An 18,197-nucleotide genomic window follows, 5' to 3' on the forward strand; every position below is an offset into this window, starting at 1 on the left:
TTGTGTTACAAATTTATGTAATATAAACAAATACGAGTATTTACGGAAGATATATCTGCCTAATACTGTTTTGCCTAGCTATTAAGTGTGTGGTAATACAGAGCGGAGGAACCAATTTATTGTGGGGCTAATTCTGTGTTTTTCCAGGATGGACACCTTTCAGTCCTAGCCCGTCAGCTAACTTCGTCGGCATAGAAAGGTAGGTTTAGAGAATGAATATTATTTTCATAAATAATGTTCTGCTTCTAGATTCTCAGAATAGTAATTGAATAACTTAGTTTTTAAAACAGCCCAAAGTCCAAATTATTACTTTTGGAATTTGAGTCGAATATTGTATTGGTATCTAAAAGTTACTACGAAATACATAGCAAGCATTTTCGAGTTGACTGAGCAAGCTTAGGCTCAAAACTAAGAATAATTTTGGCATAAACATTCACTTATAAGCTAATACGGTTTAGATCAGCATAATTAACCGCAAATCTACGCTGATAAATCAAGATTTCTAATCAGTTGATTGGGTTTCTTTTAACTAAACCGTATCTGTATTCACTTATAAACCAATCATAAATTTAAGGAGAGTGAATCTAATGAAACTTAGAATGCCAATGCAGGCAAGACAACTTAGACAGTATAGATTTAATTCAATTTTGAGCAAATTCAGAAATTTACTGCGGAGTCCATCTGTAAAAGTTGGTTCTGCTCTTTCTGGAATATCAGTATTATTAATTATTTCGCCATTGCTATTTCAAGGTGAAATTGATTGGTTAAATATTTGGCAAAATATGGGTTTTAATTTACTGGGTGCGGTATGTACTTTTATTGCTTTTGATGTTGTTTTTTATCACTTAAAAGAATTGGATGAACAGCAAGGAGTAGAGTTAGATTATTTTAATAAATCTGAATTTATTTCTATAGTTAAGAACACAAAAATTGGCAAAAGAAACCCTAATAATTCTATCGTTACCATTAGAATATTAGAGACTTGGACAGAATTATTGAGAGATAATGTCTACAAGGAAAAATTTACTCAAGCTATATTGCAATATATTGAAAACAATAGTGCAGAGGTTGAAATTTTGCTACTAAATCCAGAAAATAAAGATTTAGTTGCAGCTCGTTTTGCAGAATTGCAAGGTGTGTCTGAGGAATTTAGCAATATTAATATTGCTGAAAGAATTTATATCAATCTGCGAGAGATACAGGAAATAATTTACAAACTAGCAGCTAATAAAAAAGAAGATAAATTAAAAGTTAAGCTATATAACATTAGCCAACCTTTAGCTATTTACATGTGTACTCCGAATTTATTCGTTACTTTCTTTCGCTCTGGAAAATTGACAACTATGGGTAAACAGTTAAGATTACCTGTAGATTCTCCTGTAGCTACATTTATCAATGAAAGATTTGACGAGATATGGCAAGATACTAGAACTATTTCTTTAGAAAATTGCCTGTACGTTAAAGTTGAGGTGATTCAACGCAACCTAGTTCAAGGTAGTTACGATAAAGTAAAATATATTTTATGTGAACAGGGTTATTACATCCAAAACACTAGATTATTCCAAGATATTGCTAATAAACAAGATATTCAAATCAAAATTAAAGGTAGGTTTTTTAAACCAACGGGTGTTGCTATGGATGATTTACACGAAAATGTGAGACAGCTTTTTCTGAACAAATATCCAAGTTGTGGTGAGTTATTCATCTATCTGAGTTAATAAAATAAATGAATAATTCACCACATATTTATTGGTTATCATGCAATTCATTATGAAAGTTAGCTTTCTTGCTTGATGTCCAATAAAGATTTTATTATAGTGTCAATAATAGCTGATGGAATTTTTTTTATGACTTACAGGAATTAATTAAATATTCAGCCATTTGCACTCCTGTTTTGAGTTGACTTACAATGTTTTCATGAATATTAGGTACTTTGTTAGCAGCCAATAATAATAAACCTGCATTGGCTAACAAAAAGTCTCTTTTTCCTTGAAAGTAGTGTTTTTCTCCTGCAAGAATTTCTCGAAAAATCTTCATTTCTACTTTCGCATCTTCTTCGGCTGCGATTTCTTTGAATTCAGCAATGGTGATGCTATCGTCATCAATTTTGATTATGATATTGTTAGGTATATCTTGCTGTTGATTGACAAAAGTATTAGAAGATTTTCGGTGGGTTAGGACTGTCGTCCATAACGCAACCTACTACTACGCATAGCGTCTCGCAGGGAAAGGAGCCTAAGTGTTGCGAATTGCTATAAGTTGTGCTTAGAAATCTTATTGAGAAATAGGGGGAGATGAGGAAGTAACTGATTATTCCTCCTCATCTTCTTCAGATATTCCGCACTTTCACTCAAGGCAAATTGATATTACAATTGCCGCACTACTGGTTGACCGTCTACTACTTCGCCAACTAAAACTACATCTGCACAGTTGACAAAAATGCCGTTTTCTAAAACGCCAGGAATGTTATTAAGAATTTTTTCTAGGTTTACTGGGTCGTCAATTGAGTCAAATCTGACATCAAGAACAAAGTTACCTTGGTCGGTGATGACTGGCCCGGCTTTTTTTACACCCATACGCAGTTCTGGTTTACCTCCAAGTTGTTTAATGGCATTGGTGACGGGAGTAATTGCCATTGGGATGACTTCTACGGGGACTGCAAACGCAGAACCCAAGCGGTCTACTAATTTACCACTGTCTATGACGACAACAAATTGACTGGCTAAATAATCAACTACCTTTTCGCGGGTATGTGCTGCACCGCCGCCTTTAATCAAATTCTTCTGGGGGTCAACTTCATCTGCCCCATCAATGGCAATATCAATGTGGTCAACAGCGTCTAAGGTGGTGAGAGGAACACCATACTCCTTCGCTAATACTTCTGATTGAAAAGAAGTAGGAATACCGACAATATCTTTTAGTTCACCAGATTTAAGGCGATCGCCTAAATACTGAATTGTATAAGCTGTAGTTGAACCCGTACCTAAACCGACAATTGAACCTGATTTTACTAGTAGGGCGGCGGCTTTACCAACCTCTTGTTTCATCAACTTTACAGGATCTGTTGCGGTCATTCCCAAAACTCCACAAAAACTGAACTATAGTCCATCTTAAAAGGCAGACGACACCATCCCGCCTTTTTGTCGGCTATCTCTTAGAACTTGCTGTAATTTTAGAATTAATGAAGAATGAAGCATAAAATTTCATACTTCATACTTCACACTTCATACTTCATACTTCTATGAGATTGATTTTATACAGTAAACCTGGTTGTCATTTGTGCGAGGGCTTGCAGGAAAAATTAGCACAAATTTTAGAGACGCAAAATTTGACTGTAGAGTTAGAAATCCGTGACATTACAACTCGTGAAGATTGGTGGCTGGCGTATGAATATGAAGTACCAGTGCTGGTTTTAGCCCATATTCAAGGCGCAGAGGTGATTGAGCAACCTTTACCGCGTCCTTCTCCCCGTGCTAATGTCCAGCAAATTCAGCAAATGTTATGTAAGTATTTATCCAATACCAAAAAAAATGATGCAGAATAAGCGCAAGACGAGCGTGTGGCGAGGTTCACAAGATGAAATTGCGGGAATTACTAGCAGCAGTAGATAGTGTGGCACAATTGCCTAATAATTCTGTTTTAGAAAACGCGGAAGTTAAGGGGTTAAAAACTAACTCCCATGCTTGCGGTGCAGGAGATTTATTTATTGGAATGCCAGGAACACGGGTAGATGGTGGAGAATTTTGGCCAAGTGCGATCGCCTCTGGTGCGGTAGCGGCGATCGTTTCTTCCGAAGCAGCCGAAAAAAATCCTCCCACGCCGGAGGCTGTGGTGATTAGCGCCGGTGATATGACTCAAGCTTGCGCGCAAATAGCTGCGACTTTCTACGATTATCCAGGGCAAAAACTCAAATTAGTGGGTGTAACCGGCACAAACGGTAAAACGACCACTACTCACTTAATTGAATTTCTGCTCAATAAAGCTCATCTAGCTACGGCTTTGATGGGGACTTTATACACTCGCTGGCCGGGTTTTGTGCAAACTGCTGTCCACACTACACCGTTTGCAGTGGAACTACAGCAGCAACTTGCAGCAGCAGTAAATGCTGGTTGTGAGTTTGGCGCAATGGAAGTGAGTTCTCACGCTTTAGCCCAAGGTCGAGTTTTGGGTTGTCCGTTTGAGGTGGGAGTATTTACCAATCTCACCCAAGACCATTTGGACTATCACAGCGACATGGAGGACTATTTTGCGGCGAAGGCGTTGTTATTTAGTCCCGATTATCTGAAGGGAAAAGCAATAATTAACGCTGATGACTCCTACGGACAAAGATTAATAGCCGGATTGCCCCCAGAGCAAGTTTGGAGTTACAGTGTCAGCGATGGGCTGCGCCCCGCCATAGGCGATCGCAATACCGATTTGTGGATGAGTGATTTACACTATGAACCAAATGGTGTAAATGGGAGATTACATACACCAAAGGGTGAAGTGGCGTTTCGTTCACCTTTGGTTGGACAATACAATTTAGAAAATGTTTTAGCAGCAGTGGGAGCAGTTCTCCATTTAGGACTAGACTTACAGTTAGTCGCAGCTGCAATTGCTGATTTTCCCGGAGTTCCTGGACGGATGGAACGAGTACAAGTTACTCCCCAACAAGATATCAGCGTCATTGTCGATTATGCTCATACCCCCGATAGCTTAGAAAACTTGCTCAAAGCAGCACGGCCGTTTATTCCTGGTAAAATGATTTGCGTGTTTGGTTGTGGTGGCGATCGCGATCGCACTAAACGTCCGAAAATGGGTAAAATCGCCGCAGATTTAGCAGATGTGGCTGTAGTAACTTCCGATAATCCCCGCACCGAAGACCCAGAAAGAATTCTGCAAGATGTTTTAGCCGGAATTCCCGACACTGTGCAACCGACTGTAATTTGCGATCGGGCGACAGCCATTCGTACCGCTATTTTACAAGCCCAACCCGGTGACGGAGTGTTGTTAGCTGGTAAAGGTCATGAAGACTACCAAATTCTGGGTACAGAAAAAATCCACTTTGATGACCGAGAACATGCGCGGGATGCTTTACAGGAAAGACTAGGAAAGTATGAAGTGTGAAGTGTGAAGTATGAAGTATGAAGTTTTATGCTTCGCGCTGGGTGTGGATTAAAAAATTATGTGATTGCATAAGGTTTTCCGGCTTGTTCAAAACCATAATGTGAGAATCGGCAACTAAATTACAAGGTTTTCACCACCTAATTCACATTAAAAGTTATTTCAGACTTTAGACTTCACACTTCATACTTTCTTTGCCCTTTTATAACTTAATGTATTTTACGTAGTCTTTTTGTAAAAAACATATACATAAAACTAGCAATCAATGACATAATTATTTCTTCCTCCTCTTCCTTGTTGTGCTTGACTCATGAATGATTCTCTGCGTAAGGAGCTATCCGTATATCAGCTGGCCTTGGGAGTGGAAGCACCACCTCAACCATTGCCAAGCAATCCTGCTAGTCTGTTATCGCTAGTGAGGTCGCAAATAGATTTATTGATTGAGCAGCAGATTGCCGCAACTTTTTGGGTTAAATTACCCCCAGGAAAAATTTGGCACACAGAATTAAGGCGTTATCAATCTGCGATCGGTGCATCTGGAGTTATTAATATTTGTCGAATGGGGAAAATTAGCAGTGAGGAAGAAGAAAATACTAGAAGCACCACCCCAACCCAGGAAAACTGGGTGCAATTACCGACAAATTATCAACTACGGCGAGAATACTTTCTCATAGTATCCTCGCCACAATTTTGTAGTTTAATAGTGGCGCGTCGTCCACGTCAAAAAAATCAAAACAGCAACAAAGCCAAAAATAATAAAATTCCGTCATTGCTGGCTGTCATAACAATGGAAGGGAGAGTAATTCAGCAAGTTTTAGATGGTATGAAACAGGTGGCTGCACCTGAATCATCCGCAGTTTTTCCGGCTGAGTTGATTTACCCCAATACAATAGAACCAGCGCTCATGAGTCAACTACTGGTAAAACAACTCCAGCGCCAGAATGTAATTCATCGTCAAATTGCGAACAAACGCATTGCCAAGTTACAAGAGCAAAATCAAAAGTTGCAAAACAAAGAGCAACTCAAAGATGCTTACTTAAGCAGTGTGTGTCAGGAGTTGCGAACACCCCTAACACATATGAAAACAGCACTGTCGCTGTTAAATTCCCCCACCCTAAAACCGCCGCAGCGACAACGTTATTTACAAATGCTAAATACTCAGTGCGATCGCCAGAGTACACTGATCACTGGTCTATTGGATATTGTCAATCTGGAGCATAATTTAGAAGAAACAAGTCTAGAATTAGTGCGCCTGTCGGATATCGTACCCGGAGTAGTTAGCACCTACCAGCCTGTGGCTCAAGAAAAAGGAATTATGCTCGCCTACACTGTACCCACAGAACTCCCATCTGTTTGGTGTGTCACTGGTGGAATTAAGCAGATAGTGATTAATTTGCTACATAACAGCATTAAATTTACCCCCAAAGGTGGGCAAGTCTGGGTCAAAGCGCGTCTTTATGGCGATTATGTGCAGTTAGAATTTCGTGATACAGGTATTGGTATTGCTGAAAGCGAAATTTTTAAAATCTTTGACTGCTTTTATCGTGTACGTTCTGGAGTTACTGAAGAACTGAGTGGTGCTGGATTGGGCTTAACTATTGTCAAGCGGTTATTGTGGCGTTGTAGTGGTTCTATTTCTGTGAGAAGTAAACTAGATGAAGGTTCTACTTTTACAGTCCAGTTAGTAACTGCTCGTAACAAAGCACCATTACAGTGAAGTGGGAGCAACTATGACTGAAGCAAAGTCTACTCATACACTACGTCGGGGAAGAATTTTCCCTGAAATTCAGTGGACGGAAGAACAGAAAGCTCAATGGAAAGCTGAACGAGAAGCATTCAAACAACGCTGCAAATTCATTTTTGCTCAAGTACAACCAGAATTAGTAAGAACACACTACAACTAGTACATGGCAGTTGAGCCAGAAAGTGGAGAATATTTTATTAATGAGGATGTATTACTAGTTACACAACTAGCACATAAAAAATACCCAAATGCTAGGCTGCATGTTTTCCGCATCAATGAAACTGGGGTGTGCGGTAGGATATGATTTCTGGAAACTTTGGTGATGAAGATGAATTATTTTTTGAGATAGAGTTGATAGCTGTTGATGGATTAGAAATACCAGTAGATGCACTTTTTGATACAGGGTTTTCTTGGTGGCTGGCAATTAATAACCAGGATTTAGCAGCACTTGATTGGATATATTTAGAACAGCAAACAATGCTAACAGCCCAAGGAGAAGCGGAATTTGATATCTATTTAGGAAAAGTGCGAATTGATGGAGAAAACTTTGATATTCCTGTTCATGTAGGACAAGGACTGCTAGAAATACTACTTGGTGGCCAGTGGTTAAAAAACCGAAAATTAGTAGTGGATCTGCCATCTAAAGTGTTAACGCTAGGATAAGCTAATCTGCCTTTAAATTGCATAGTCTTGGTGACGCGGAGAAGGAGAGACGCGGGGATGAAATTTGAATGATTATTAGCTTAAGTGTACCTAACTGCTACATATTTGTGAGCGATCGCTCAACAAGATGCTCACAGTGGATACTCATGAGAAACAAATGGAATTTCTACAACTTCACCCTCAACTTCTCCCACTTGCACCTTTAAGCCAATACCACCAGCTTTAGTGCGAATATAACCTAGTCCAAAATAACCGTCACTCGTCTCAGTATAACTAGTGAGCGTACCAATTTTGTCACCTCCAAGGGCGATCGCACTTCCAATGTCCACGGGAGCGCTGAGACGAATACCCCAAAGATTTTGTTTGACACCTTTATAGGTATTCAATCGGGCGATGGTTTCTTGTCCGATATAACAACCTTTATTCAAAGAAATAGTCTGCCATAAACCAACTTCTAAAGGATTATAATCATCAGTCAGTTCTGCATCTGGGATTGGTCTTCCTTGAATAATTCGTAACGCGTCCCAAGCGCGATCGCTCAACTCGACTGCTCCTAATGCTAAGATTTGCTGCCACACTTTCTGTTTTTCGGCAGCTGGCAGAATTAGCGTATATCCCGGAGAAGCTAACCCACTACCCACGGCTACAATCATGCCATCACCAACCAAAAGATGATTGCCATAGGGTTGACCAATAATTGCACCAGCCCCCAACTTTTCTACAATCACATCACTGGCTGTTCCGATGAGGCTGAAGGTAGCAGTTTCATTTGTCACATCTGTTAACTGCACTTTATCAGCAAAAAAGATGTAGCGATCTAGCCATTGCATTAAAATTTCTCGACGATTGGGCGAAACCAACAGCAGTACTGCATCATCAAGAATGTAGGCACTTACTAAGTCAATTGTCCGGGCGGTGGATGTCACCATCACGGTATCACAGCCTTGTCCAGGCTTGAGACTCTGGAAATCGTTAGTACTTTGATTGTGTAAAAAGCGGATGCGGTCTTCGTCAGAAACACGGATGCGTCCCCAAAAAGAGCGATCGCACACAGCAACCCCTTCTCTTACGGCTTGGATAGCTGCTGCGTCTTTAGCGTCAATTGCAGATTTTGGCATGGTAGTGAAGAGTTGCCCTGTTTCAAAAGTTTACGCATTGGAAATCTTAGCAAATCCAAGCTTGCTGCTTCAATGTATCATCAATAGGCGATCGCCTATTTCATCATCCAAAATTAGCCACCTCTACAAGACAATTAATCTTTACAATTCTTTACAAAATCTTGTTCACAACTTACGACTATCATGTTGTCCATATTTTTTACCCTTAGTACTGATTAAGTAATCAAAAAATTTATTGAAAAAAATAGCTAAAGGTTAAAAATGAATTGACAACAACTTTTTTTATCAGTATTCCAGCCGCAATATATTTTGTATTGCCGTCTATATCGTTGTAAAATCAGCATTTTGTCGATATTTACCTGTCCAACATTGTATAAAAATTACAGCTAATATGTTACTTAATTTACTAATTTTATAGACAATTTTGCGGTAGTTTAGGATGCTTGAATTTCTACATAAAAAAGTTTCCGTATTTTTATTTACCAAATTCTGCTGAAATTCACAGAATCTTCAGAAAGAAAAACTTAGAAACCTCTTACTTTAGGAGCTAAAGTTTTGTTAAGATGCAATTACTAGCAATTTTTCAACGGGAATCATTAGTCAGCATGTTGAGAAATAAATAGTACTAGCTACATAGAGTTCAAAGGTGATGCAATGACCACCTATATTTTCTTTGATGATGCCCTTCGGATGTTTACTAACGCCTATTTGCTATCAGCAATACTGCTAATTGCAGCTTCTGGTATAGGATTGGCAATGATAGAAACAATTGAAAAAACAGGAGAACGCTAACTTAGAGCTTGATGGTGTACTACTTGCCAAAAACCACCAAGTACAGGTAGGTGTTCGCCGTAGTCAAATCCTGGGAACACTAAATGTTGAAAGTCTCACAGCGTTGCAGAACTACCTGAAAGTTCAACAACATCAAGGTAACTGTACGCTACTGAGACTCAAATCCAGGAGCAAAGATTATGAATTTATTAGACACAATCCTGGGCAGAGAAAACCAAGCCCCAGAGGTATTAACATCAACAGAAGCTTTTGCTGCTATTGCTTTGGTAGCGATTACTTCGGATGCGGTGCTTTCCGAACAGCAAGTGCGTAGTATCTCCACTGTACTGTCACGGCTCCAACTTTTTAGTAGTTATTCCGAAGATATCATCAACAAGCTGTTAGAAAAAAATCTAAGTATTCTTCGGCACGATGGTTTTAATGCCTTATTTAATGCAGCTAAAGAATCTTTATCGCCAGAGCTACGAGAAGCAGCGTTTGCTGTAGCCGCAGATTTGGTAATGACAGAAACCATAGTTACAGAAGAAGAAAAAAATTTTTTAAATGACTTGTACCGTGCTTTAGATATTCCTTGTGATATCGCCATAAAAATCTTGCAAGTTTTAATGATCAAAAATCAGAGATAGTGAGTTTAAAATATTCCTTGTCATCTAAACTATCATGTAATTTTCACTAATTTTAAGTTACTAAAGATGGATTTGGCTGTTTAACGCTCAATCGCCAAATTGTGATGTTTATGGTAAGGATGATAATTCATCACCATAGTTGTTTTAAAATGCAAAATTTAAAATTATTCACCATCAGTGTGTGGGTACGTAACTGATAAATATACTCCAGCATATCTATCGGTGATTGTGACTTATTGGATCAAATTTGAGTATACTTTTTAAAAGTTAATCATTTTTTTCTGTCATGGCGATCCTATTACTAGAAGAATGTACTGTCGAGAGCGATTTAAGTCAGATAGTGCGTGAACTTGCTCCTGTTGATGTGCATCTCAAACACTATGACCCAGGAACATCGCTTCTTTTCGTCAATCTACTAGAACAGGATGTTTTGACTGCCTTAGAGAAAGACTACATCGTAGAATTGCATAACAGCGTCTTTGAATTTCTTCAACAAGATAATAATTCTCTCTGGTGTGACTTGTTGAATGTGCATCCAGGTGTGCCTAATCTCCAGATGCTGCTTGATACTTATAGTCGTTACCATACTCATACTGCGCCTGAACTCCTCTATGTATTAGCTGGAGAAATGATCTTTGGCTTTGTCAGACCAGATGGTAGCCAAGTACAGCTTTTAGTGCAATCTCAAGACTACATTTCTATCCCCGCAGGAGTTGAGCATTGGTGTAGTCCCACAGCATCTTTAAATTTTAAAGGCGTGCGCTATTTCACCTCAGCAGAAGGTTGGGTTCCCAATTACACAAATACTCAATTGAGCGATTCCCTCAACAAGCCGCACTAACTATTAAGTAGGTCGGTGTTAAAAATTGTCGTTATGACAAGGCAGGAGGCAGAAGGCAGAAGGGAACAGGTTTTCAAGCTACTTTACTTTCCGTTACATAGTTCGGTTTATTTGCACCTTTCTACTTAGTCGCTCAAAAAATAAACATTTCATAAAAACTCTGCGTACCCCTGGGTTTTAATTTTGATTCCTGTCGTGAGTCCAAACCTCTGGTAACACAACAACGTGCAGAAATTCCTCTTCTTTCCGATTTTGTGGCATAAATTTAGTGAATGCAGGCGATATATACCACAGCACCGTCCTTGACAACAGAGTATTAAACCATGACTAAAAGTACCCACAGAGTAGACGATTTAGGTATCAAATTGCCCATTACTCAAGCAGCTCACACAATTGCTCAACAATTTGCCAATCAACAACCTAACCCCACAAAAGCAGAGCAAGTTCGATTGAATACATTAGCTGTGTGGGTGGTAAATGACTATTTGCAAATGATGGAAATTCCCACTAACCTCAACGTTGGGGATAGTTGGAACCCCATAATGCAGTTGTGTACCAACGTAGCCGACCTGGAAATTTCCTCTGTTGGTCGTCTGGAATGTCGCCCAATAAAATTGCCCGAACAGGTATGCTTAATGCCGCCAGAAACTTGGGAAGACCGAGTAGGTTATGTAGTAGTGCAAGTAGATGAATCACTGCAAGAAGCAAACCTATTAGGTTTTATTCGGAGTGTGGACACTGAATTATTACCTTTACATCAACTGCAACCTCTAGAAAAATTAATTGACCGCATCGCACATTTGAAAACTTCTCCAATCCAAACACTGATAAATTTGAGCCAATGGTTTATCGGTCAAGTTGATGCTGGCTGGGAAACGGTGGAATCATTGCGAGATTTGTTAGAATCTAGACCTGCTTATGCTTTTCGTGGTGGTGTAACTACGGAAGAATCATCCAACCAGCCGCAAGCAGCTACCAAACGGGCAAAATTGATTGATTTGGGTATCCAACTAGTTAACCAACCCTTGATGCTAATTGTAGAAATTAGCCCAGAACCAAATGTTCAAACCAGCATTCGTTTACAATTACACCCTACAGGCAATCAAATTTATTTACCTGAAGGATTAAAACTCACGGTTTTAGATGAGTCGGGAGAGGTATTTTTGGAAGCTCAAGCCAGAAGTGCTGATAATTACATCCAGTTGCAATTTCGTGGTGAAATGCAAGAACAATTTAGTGTGGGAATCTCATTAGGTGATATGAGTATTAAAGAACACTTTATTATTTGAGAATTCAGGAGTCAGAAGAATTTTAGATTGTAGATTTTGGATTGAACGATCTCAAGATGTTTTGCCTTTTGACTTTTAACTTCCAGTGCAGTGACGGTCATGGCTAAGTTAGTGGTTTTGAAATTTACAGATGCTAGTTTTAACGAAGGATTTGGTGTTAATCTTCAGATTGGGGAAGAAAGCGATCGCCCGACAACCGAAATCACTGGTAGATTGCCGCCATGTCCAGAAATGCCGCTTTACTACACCCGTTGGCAATCGAGTTATCGCCAGACAGGCAACAGTTATCGTTTGGATGCTGAGAAGATCCAAGTAACCAACGTTTCTATCACCCAAAGTTGTCAAGATTTAGCTCACGTTTTACAGGCACGTTTTAACACTTGGTTACGAGCAGAAGAGTTTCGCCCTTTAAGAGAGAAATGGCTAGAAAAACTCATGCCGACAGACGAAGTGCGGGTAATTTTACAAACAGATAATAGCCAATTGCAGAGATTACCTTGGCATCTGTGGGAATTACTCGATCGCTATCCTAAAACAGAAATAGCGATCGCATCACCAACCTATGATCGCATCCTCCAACCCCGCACCCAAAACCCCAAAGTCAAAATTTTAGCTATTGTCGGCAATAGTCAGGGAATTGATACTCAGGCTGATTTAGCGATTTTGCAACAGTGTCAAAATGCCGATATCACCTTTTTAGTAGAACCACAGCGTCAAGAATTAAGCGATTATCTGTGGGGAAAAAATTGGGATATTTTATTCTTTGCCGGACACAGTTCTAGTCAAGGAGATGATGTCACCGGGCGAATTTATTTAAATAAAACCGATAGCCTCAGCATTAACGAGTTAAAATATGCCCTCAAGCAAGCCATTGAAAAAGGTTTGCATTTGGCGATTTTTAACTCCTGTGATGGTTTGGGACTGGCGCGAGAACTAGCTGATCTCCAAATCCCTCAAATGGTAATTATGCGCGAACCTGTCCCCGACCAGGTAGCCCAAGAATTTTTGAAGTATTTTTTAACTAGCTTTGCTGGGGGAAAACCCTTATACCAAGCAGTACGCCAAGCGCGAGAACGATTACAAGGCTTAGAAGATAGATTTCCCTGTGCTACGTGGCTACCTGTAATTTGTCAAAATCCAGCCCAGATACCGCTGACTTGGCAAGAACTCACACCCACTGTCATGCCAGAAGTTCAGATTTTACCCCAATCTCTCAAATTGCGATGGAAATTAGGTTTATTCTCTAGTGTGGTGATGACAGGTATAATTTTGGGGTTGCGGTTTTTTGGAGGACTCCAAAGTGCAGAACTCCAAGCATTTGATTTTATGATGCGATCGCGTCCTGAAGAAAGCCCCGATTCACGGCTGTTAATTATCACAATTGACGATGATGATTTAGCAACACAACGCCGTAACGGTGAGATTTTGAAGGGAACTTCGCTTTCTGACAAATCATTAAATGCCCTACTAATAAAATTAGAGCAGCACAGACCGCGAGCGATCGGTTTAGATATTTATCGTGATTTTCCAGCTGAACAGCCAGATTTGATTTTGCGATTGCAAAAAACAGCCAATTTGATTGGTGTATGTAAAGGTAGCGATTCGACAGTTATGACCAAAGGCATTGAACCACCGCCAGAAATACCCAAAAAACGGCAAGGATTCAGTGATTTTATCCGTGATACTGATGGAGTTGTACGTCGCCATCTGATGTTTTTCACCCCAGAGACAGCATCTTTATGTACAGCTGACTATGCCTTTAGTACACAATTAGCATTCCGCTATCTTTTACCTTTGGGAATTGAACCAAAATTCACCCCACAAGGAAATTTACAGTTGGGTAATACCGTTTTTCCGCGTCTATCGTCTCGTAGTGGAGGTTATCAAGGCATCGATGCTAATGGCGGACAAACCTTACTCAACTATCGCGCGGCCAAGAAAATTGCTGAAACAGTCACACTCACCCAGATTTTATCTAGTCCGATGAACTCTGATGTCATCAAAGATAGAATCATCTTGATTGGTGTAAAAGCTAGGGGTGATTTTCCTGACTACTGGGCTACTCCCTATGGCAGCAGATTAGATGTACAAACGCCAGGAGTGCTAGTACAAGCACAGATGATCAGCCAAATTCTCAGTGCAGTCTTGAATAAACGACCATTGCTGACAGTTTGGTCATATTGGTTTGAATTTATCTGGATTTGGAGTTGGTCTGTGGTAGGAGGATTACTGGCTTGGCGGTGGCGGTGGCTACCGATGTTAGCATTAGCGGTAGGTATTATCTCTGGCGTACTGTATTTACTGTGTCTTAGTCTATTAATCTGGGGTATATGGGTTCCTTTTGTCCCGTCAGCTTTATTGTTGGTAGGAACAGCAGGTGCGATTTCAATGCAAAATTGCAAATCAGATTTTTGGCAAAAGTTTAAAAAATAAATAATTAACCGCCGATAAGAGAAGTCTAAGCAGATAAAATCAACTTTCTCAGCCACACACAAACTGGAGTTTACAACTAATGAAACTACTTTTAGGATTAGCTTTGGGCTACGCAGGTTTTTTAGCTAGTCAAACCTTGGCATTAGCAACACCAGTGCCAACACCTAATCATAATATGGCGACTTTATCCCAAAAAGTGTATTTTAATCCGCCGCCACCGCCAAAAGATCCTGCTCCTGGGGGTCGGGTGTTGGGTGGAGCCAAACGCGGCTCTTGTCCACAAGTCAAACAGGATTTGACTGCTTTAGTACCATTTACTCAAGAACCGCCATCAGTGACTAATGTTTGGGGATTGACTACAGCATCACACCCAACATTTTGGTTTTATGTGCCGTATTCCCAAAATGTGAATCTTCCAGCTATGTTTGTGCTGCAAGATCAGGAATCAAACCTAATTTATCAAAAAGCGATAGCGACTCCAACTAATCCAGGAATCATCAGCGTTTCTCTATCTGCTGATGCTCCCGCGTTAGCTGTTAATCAACAGTACCGTTGGTTTTTGACTTTTTCTTGCGACAAACAAGAACAATCGCCGCCTGTTTATGTCGAAGGAGTAGTCAAACGAGTTAACCTGAGTCAAGAAATTACCCAGCAACTACAAACAGCAACACCCTCACAACAGTTTGCTATTTATGCCCAAAATGGTATCTGGCACGAAGCACTCACAACACTGGCAAAAATGCGGCAGAAAAAGCCTCTAGATACAGCCCTTCAGACACAATGGCAAGATTTACTAGTCAGCATCCGCCTAGGTGATGTAGCAACAGAACCGATCTTGTCAGACAAACATTAACCGAACCGTATTGAAATAACTCCCAGCTTTTACGCAGGATGCAAGATTGCTAAACGAAAATTATGTCTATTTTCCACTGTCAAGTAACGTTCTTGCCAAGGTTGCCACTGTTGCCATAATTGGTAGCGATTTTCTGCTAATAAATTAGCAAATGTAGGCAGATGAGTATTAAATTCTGACTTAAAAATATCCATCAGCCACTCTCCCATAACTACACTGTCTTGAATGCTACCCAAAATATCTTGTATACTTTTTACTTCTGCAATATAAGTTGCGTAAGATTCAGTATATAAGTCGGCAAATAATTCCATTTGATAGCGTACACGTTTGGACTGTTTGCGTAAATCATGAATAGTATCACCTTTGTTAGTCAAATGTTGTTCTATCTTTTCTGGTTTCCAATCAGTGCGAATCTTTACTTCAGAATCAGTAAATTGGGTTCCTACTAGCCATCCTGGATGTAGGAAAAAAATACTGACTTCAGGTAACAATAAATCAGGTAGTACTTGCTGAATTGGCAGAGAAGCTAAAGGTTGATAGCTGGGTTTTTCTAACCAATCTTCTAATGTTTGCTTAAGAGATTTGTATGGTTCATTTTTGAGTGTCTTCAATACATCAGATAATGCAACTTCCCGCTGTTTTGCTAAAGCATTAAAGGCTTTATGTAAAGATTCCTGTTCTTTGTTGGGTAATTTTGACTGGTAAAGCGTTTCTAAACTTTCTTTTAGTACATCCAAGTCTCGCAGGCTACCAAGACTACGGGCAATTTTACCAATATTTTTATCGCTGGCTGGCTTTGGCAAATTTAGCGCTAAATCAAACCTGCTAACTGCGGTGCGGAGACGGCGCATACCCACACGCATCTGGTGTAGTGCTTCGGGATCTTCATCTTTTCTAACAGTTTTTGCGTATTTTAAAGTTTTGTTAAAATGCTTTTGAATCGCTTGGTAGGCGTATTCCCCTAAAGTTTTTATTGTGGGTTTTGTAGCTAATTTCATAATTAATTGCAACTAGATACTTAGTTGGGTTATTGCATAATAGCATTAGATTTATCTTGTATATTTATTTGCTAAGTTTTGAGTAAAATTTTTGTAACACTTTTCAATCTTTCCTTATAAACGAGAATCCTAGCTTTTCTAAAAACTGCAATCTAAAAATTTTAATTTTCTTACCTGGGCTATAATAGTAAAATATGTATTAAATTTAACATCTTCCTAAATTCAGGGAATCAATAAAAAATGTCAAATTCGCATTTACTCCAGCAAATTATCTTATCTTTTACTGATAGTTTTCGAGAACACAGAACAGATATTTCAGCCATAACCCTAATCCAAGGAAAGCATTTATGGCTGGGTTCAGATGAAACTACAATATTGGAACGACTAACTTTTATTGAGCAAAATAAATTTGCAGAACACCAACAGTTTCGAGTAGCAGAATTTCTTAATTTACCTGCATCAGAAGACGAAGAAATTGATATTGAAGGACTGGCTTATGCAGATTATTACTTATGGCTAGTTGGTTCTCATAGCTACAAACGTAAGAAACCAAAACCTGATAATACTGATCAAAAAAATATTTCTCGGCTGGCAAAAATTGAATCAGAATCGAATCGTTACATTTTAGGAAGAATCCCCTTTGTAAATGGAAGTTTATTCTCGTCTTGTGAACATCCTCAAGACTCAAATTTGCAGTTAACATCTGCCCAATTACAGATGACACAGCAAGGTAATTTACTTATGGCAGCTTTAGCAAATGATCCTCATTTGGGCTCATTTATTAAAGCTGCAATTCCAGGAAAAGATAATGGTTTTGATATTGAAGGTTTAGCTATTTACCAAAACCGGATTTTTTTGGGTTTGCGTGGCCCCGTATTGCGAGGTTGGGCTATGGTTCTGGAAATTGAGCTACAAAATTCTAGCCCAGGACTAATGAAACTCATGCAGATTAGTGAAGAAAACAAAGAATACAAAAAACATTTTGTTTGGTTAAATGGGTTAGGAATTCGTGACTTGTGTGTAGATGGGGAAGATTTATTGATTTTAGCTGGGCCAACAATGGATTTAGATGGGCCAGTGCAAGTTCATCGTTGGCAAAATGGTGTCAACGCGTCAGAAAATATGCTCAATTATCCACAGGTTGTGCAAGAAATTCCTTATGGAAATCGGGATGATCATGCCGAGGGTATGACTTTATTTCAAGATATATCTGGAGTGCCTTCACTGTTAGTAGTTTACGATTCTCCAGCCCAGACTAGGTTAGTTGACGATCGCATTGTCATAGCAGATGTATTCCAATTAGGTTAAAGATTGGTAGAAATAGCTTGTACAGGACAAGTCGGAATACACTGTTCACACACAATGCAGCGCGATCGCGTGAATGTCAGCTTGTATGTTTCTGGATGCAGACTCAGTGCTTCTGTAGGACATACCCCAGTACACAAGCCACAATCAACACAGACATCTTCATCAATGGCAATTTCTCCCAAACTAGAAGAAACACCAATATGGCGCGATCGCATCCACTCAATTGCTGCATCCAACTGATCAATGTCTCCCGATAGTTCTACTACCAGTTTGCCAATTTGATTGGGGGCGACTTGGGCGCGGATAATGTTGGCAGCTACATTAAAATCTTTTGCCAATACATAGGTTACTGGCATTTGAATGGCGCGTTTGGGAAAGGTGAGGGTAACTCGTTTTTTCACAGGTTTAGCAGAGAGTTATCTAGGGTTG

17 protein-coding genes, 1 pseudogene and 1 riboswitch are annotated in these 18,197 nt (G+C 39.6%); of the genes and pseudogenes, 13 read left to right on the top strand and 5 right to left on the bottom strand.

Annotated elements, in window-relative coordinates; translation table 11 throughout:
• Positions 1-61 precede the first annotated feature (61 nt).
• A riboswitch (cyclic di-AMP (ydaO/yuaA leader) is annotated at positions 62-208 on the top strand.
• 379 nt (positions 209-587) lie between these two features.
• A complete protein-coding gene (locus tag IQ259_RS03720; protein ID WP_193881019.1) occupies positions 588-1,718 on the top strand; it encodes a hypothetical protein in 1,131 nt (376 codons plus the stop codon).
• A gap of 127 nt (positions 1,719-1,845) precedes the next feature.
• Here IQ259_RS03720 and IQ259_RS03725 read toward each other — a convergent pair whose 3' ends face one another.
• A complete protein-coding gene (locus IQ259_RS03725; RefSeq protein WP_193881021.1) occupies positions 1,846-2,037 on the bottom strand; it encodes a hypothetical protein in 192 nt (63 codons plus the stop codon).
• A gap of 329 nt (positions 2,038-2,366) precedes the next feature.
• Positions 2,367-3,074 (bottom strand): ribose-5-phosphate isomerase RpiA, encoded by a 708-nt coding sequence (rpiA, locus tag IQ259_RS03730; protein WP_193881024.1) that lies wholly within the window; start codon positions 3,072-3,074, stop codon positions 2,367-2,369.
• A 167-nt stretch (positions 3,075-3,241) separates the two neighbouring features.
• Between rpiA and IQ259_RS03735 the strand changes: the two genes are divergently transcribed.
• The 5 genes and pseudogenes from IQ259_RS03735 (at position 3,242) to IQ259_RS03755 (ending at position 7,510) form a co-directional block, all read left to right on the top strand.
• Entirely contained in the window at positions 3,242-3,544 is a 303-nt protein-coding gene (locus IQ259_RS03735; protein ID WP_193881027.1) for a glutaredoxin family protein, read from the top strand.
• Positions 3,545-3,576: 32 nt separating this feature from the next.
• Positions 3,577-5,106, top strand: a complete 1,530-nt coding sequence (locus IQ259_RS03740; RefSeq protein WP_193881029.1) for a UDP-N-acetylmuramoyl-L-alanyl-D-glutamate--2,6-diaminopimelate ligase — start codon at positions 3,577-3,579, stop codon at positions 5,104-5,106.
• Positions 5,107-5,413: 307 nt separating this feature from the next.
• Positions 5,414-6,820 (top strand): DICT sensory domain-containing protein, encoded by a 1,407-nt coding sequence (locus IQ259_RS03745; protein ID WP_193881031.1) that lies wholly within the window; start codon positions 5,414-5,416, stop codon positions 6,818-6,820.
• Positions 6,821-6,833: 13 nt separating this feature from the next.
• Positions 6,834-7,151: pseudogene (locus IQ259_RS03750) on the top strand (hypothetical protein).
• The gene (locus IQ259_RS03755; RefSeq protein ID WP_193881033.1) at positions 7,148-7,510 is read left to right on the top strand and encodes an aspartyl protease; all 363 of its coding nucleotides are present in this window, start codon (positions 7,148-7,150) and stop codon (positions 7,508-7,510) included. The pseudogene IQ259_RS03750 and the gene IQ259_RS03755 overlap by 4 nt, the downstream one beginning before the upstream one ends.
• Positions 7,511-7,641: 131 nt before the next feature.
• Here the strand turns inward: IQ259_RS03755 and IQ259_RS03760 are convergent, their stop codons facing one another.
• A complete protein-coding gene (locus IQ259_RS03760) occupies positions 7,642-8,628 on the bottom strand; it encodes a folate-binding protein YgfZ (protein WP_193881035.1) in 987 nt (328 codons plus the stop codon).
• A 654-nt stretch (positions 8,629-9,282) separates the two neighbouring features.
• On the opposite strand from IQ259_RS03760, the gene IQ259_RS03765 reads away from it, so the two are divergent.
• The 6 genes from IQ259_RS03765 to IQ259_RS03790 all read left to right on the top strand — a co-directional run bounded on the left by IQ259_RS03765 (position 9,283) and on the right by IQ259_RS03790 (position 15,462).
• On the top strand, positions 9,283-9,420 hold the full coding sequence (locus IQ259_RS03765) for a hypothetical protein (RefSeq protein WP_193881037.1): 138 nt from the start codon (positions 9,283-9,285) through the stop codon (positions 9,418-9,420).
• A 179-nt stretch (positions 9,421-9,599) separates the two neighbouring features.
• On the top strand, positions 9,600-10,046 hold the full coding sequence (locus IQ259_RS03770; RefSeq protein WP_193881039.1) for a tellurite resistance TerB family protein: 447 nt from the start codon (positions 9,600-9,602) through the stop codon (positions 10,044-10,046).
• A gap of 286 nt (positions 10,047-10,332) precedes the next feature.
• Positions 10,333-10,887: an acireductone dioxygenase gene (locus IQ259_RS03775; protein ID WP_193881041.1), complete on the top strand. Its 555-nt coding sequence runs from the start codon at positions 10,333-10,335 to the stop codon at positions 10,885-10,887.
• Positions 10,888-11,210: 323 nt separating this feature from the next.
• Positions 11,211-12,176 carry a DUF1822 family protein gene (locus IQ259_RS03780; protein WP_193881043.1) on the top strand — a complete coding sequence of 322 codons (966 nt, stop codon included), beginning with the start codon at positions 11,211-11,213 and terminating at the stop codon, positions 12,174-12,176.
• A 99-nt stretch (positions 12,177-12,275) separates the two neighbouring features.
• Complete coding sequence (locus IQ259_RS03785; protein WP_193881046.1) at positions 12,276-14,609, top strand: CHASE2 domain-containing protein; 2,334 nt, start codon at positions 12,276-12,278, stop codon at positions 14,607-14,609.
• 79 nt (positions 14,610-14,688) lie between these two features.
• A complete protein-coding gene (locus IQ259_RS03790) occupies positions 14,689-15,462 on the top strand; it encodes a DUF928 domain-containing protein (protein WP_193881048.1) in 774 nt (257 codons plus the stop codon).
• Positions 15,463-15,491: 29 nt separating this feature from the next.
• Here the strand turns inward: IQ259_RS03790 and IQ259_RS03795 are convergent, their stop codons facing one another.
• Positions 15,492-16,460, bottom strand: coding sequence for a CHAD domain-containing protein (locus IQ259_RS03795; protein WP_193881051.1), 969 nt, complete (start codon positions 16,458-16,460; stop codon positions 15,492-15,494).
• A gap of 240 nt (positions 16,461-16,700) precedes the next feature.
• Between IQ259_RS03795 and IQ259_RS03800 the strand changes: the two genes are divergently transcribed.
• Positions 16,701-17,768: a DUF3616 domain-containing protein gene (locus tag IQ259_RS03800; RefSeq protein ID WP_193881054.1), complete on the top strand. Its 1,068-nt coding sequence runs from the start codon at positions 16,701-16,703 to the stop codon at positions 17,766-17,768.
• Here the strand turns inward: IQ259_RS03800 and IQ259_RS03805 are convergent.
• Positions 17,765-18,169: an NIL domain-containing protein gene (locus IQ259_RS03805; protein ID WP_015111384.1), complete on the bottom strand. Its 405-nt coding sequence runs from the start codon at positions 18,167-18,169 to the stop codon at positions 17,765-17,767. The two genes, IQ259_RS03800 and IQ259_RS03805, sit on opposite strands and share 4 nt — an antisense overlap.
• Between the last annotated feature and the right edge of the window lie 28 nt (positions 18,170-18,197).

Source organism: Fortiea sp. LEGE XX443, from assembly GCF_015206815.1.
Lineage (GTDB): Bacteria > Cyanobacteriota > Cyanobacteriia > Cyanobacteriales > Nostocaceae > Nostoc_B.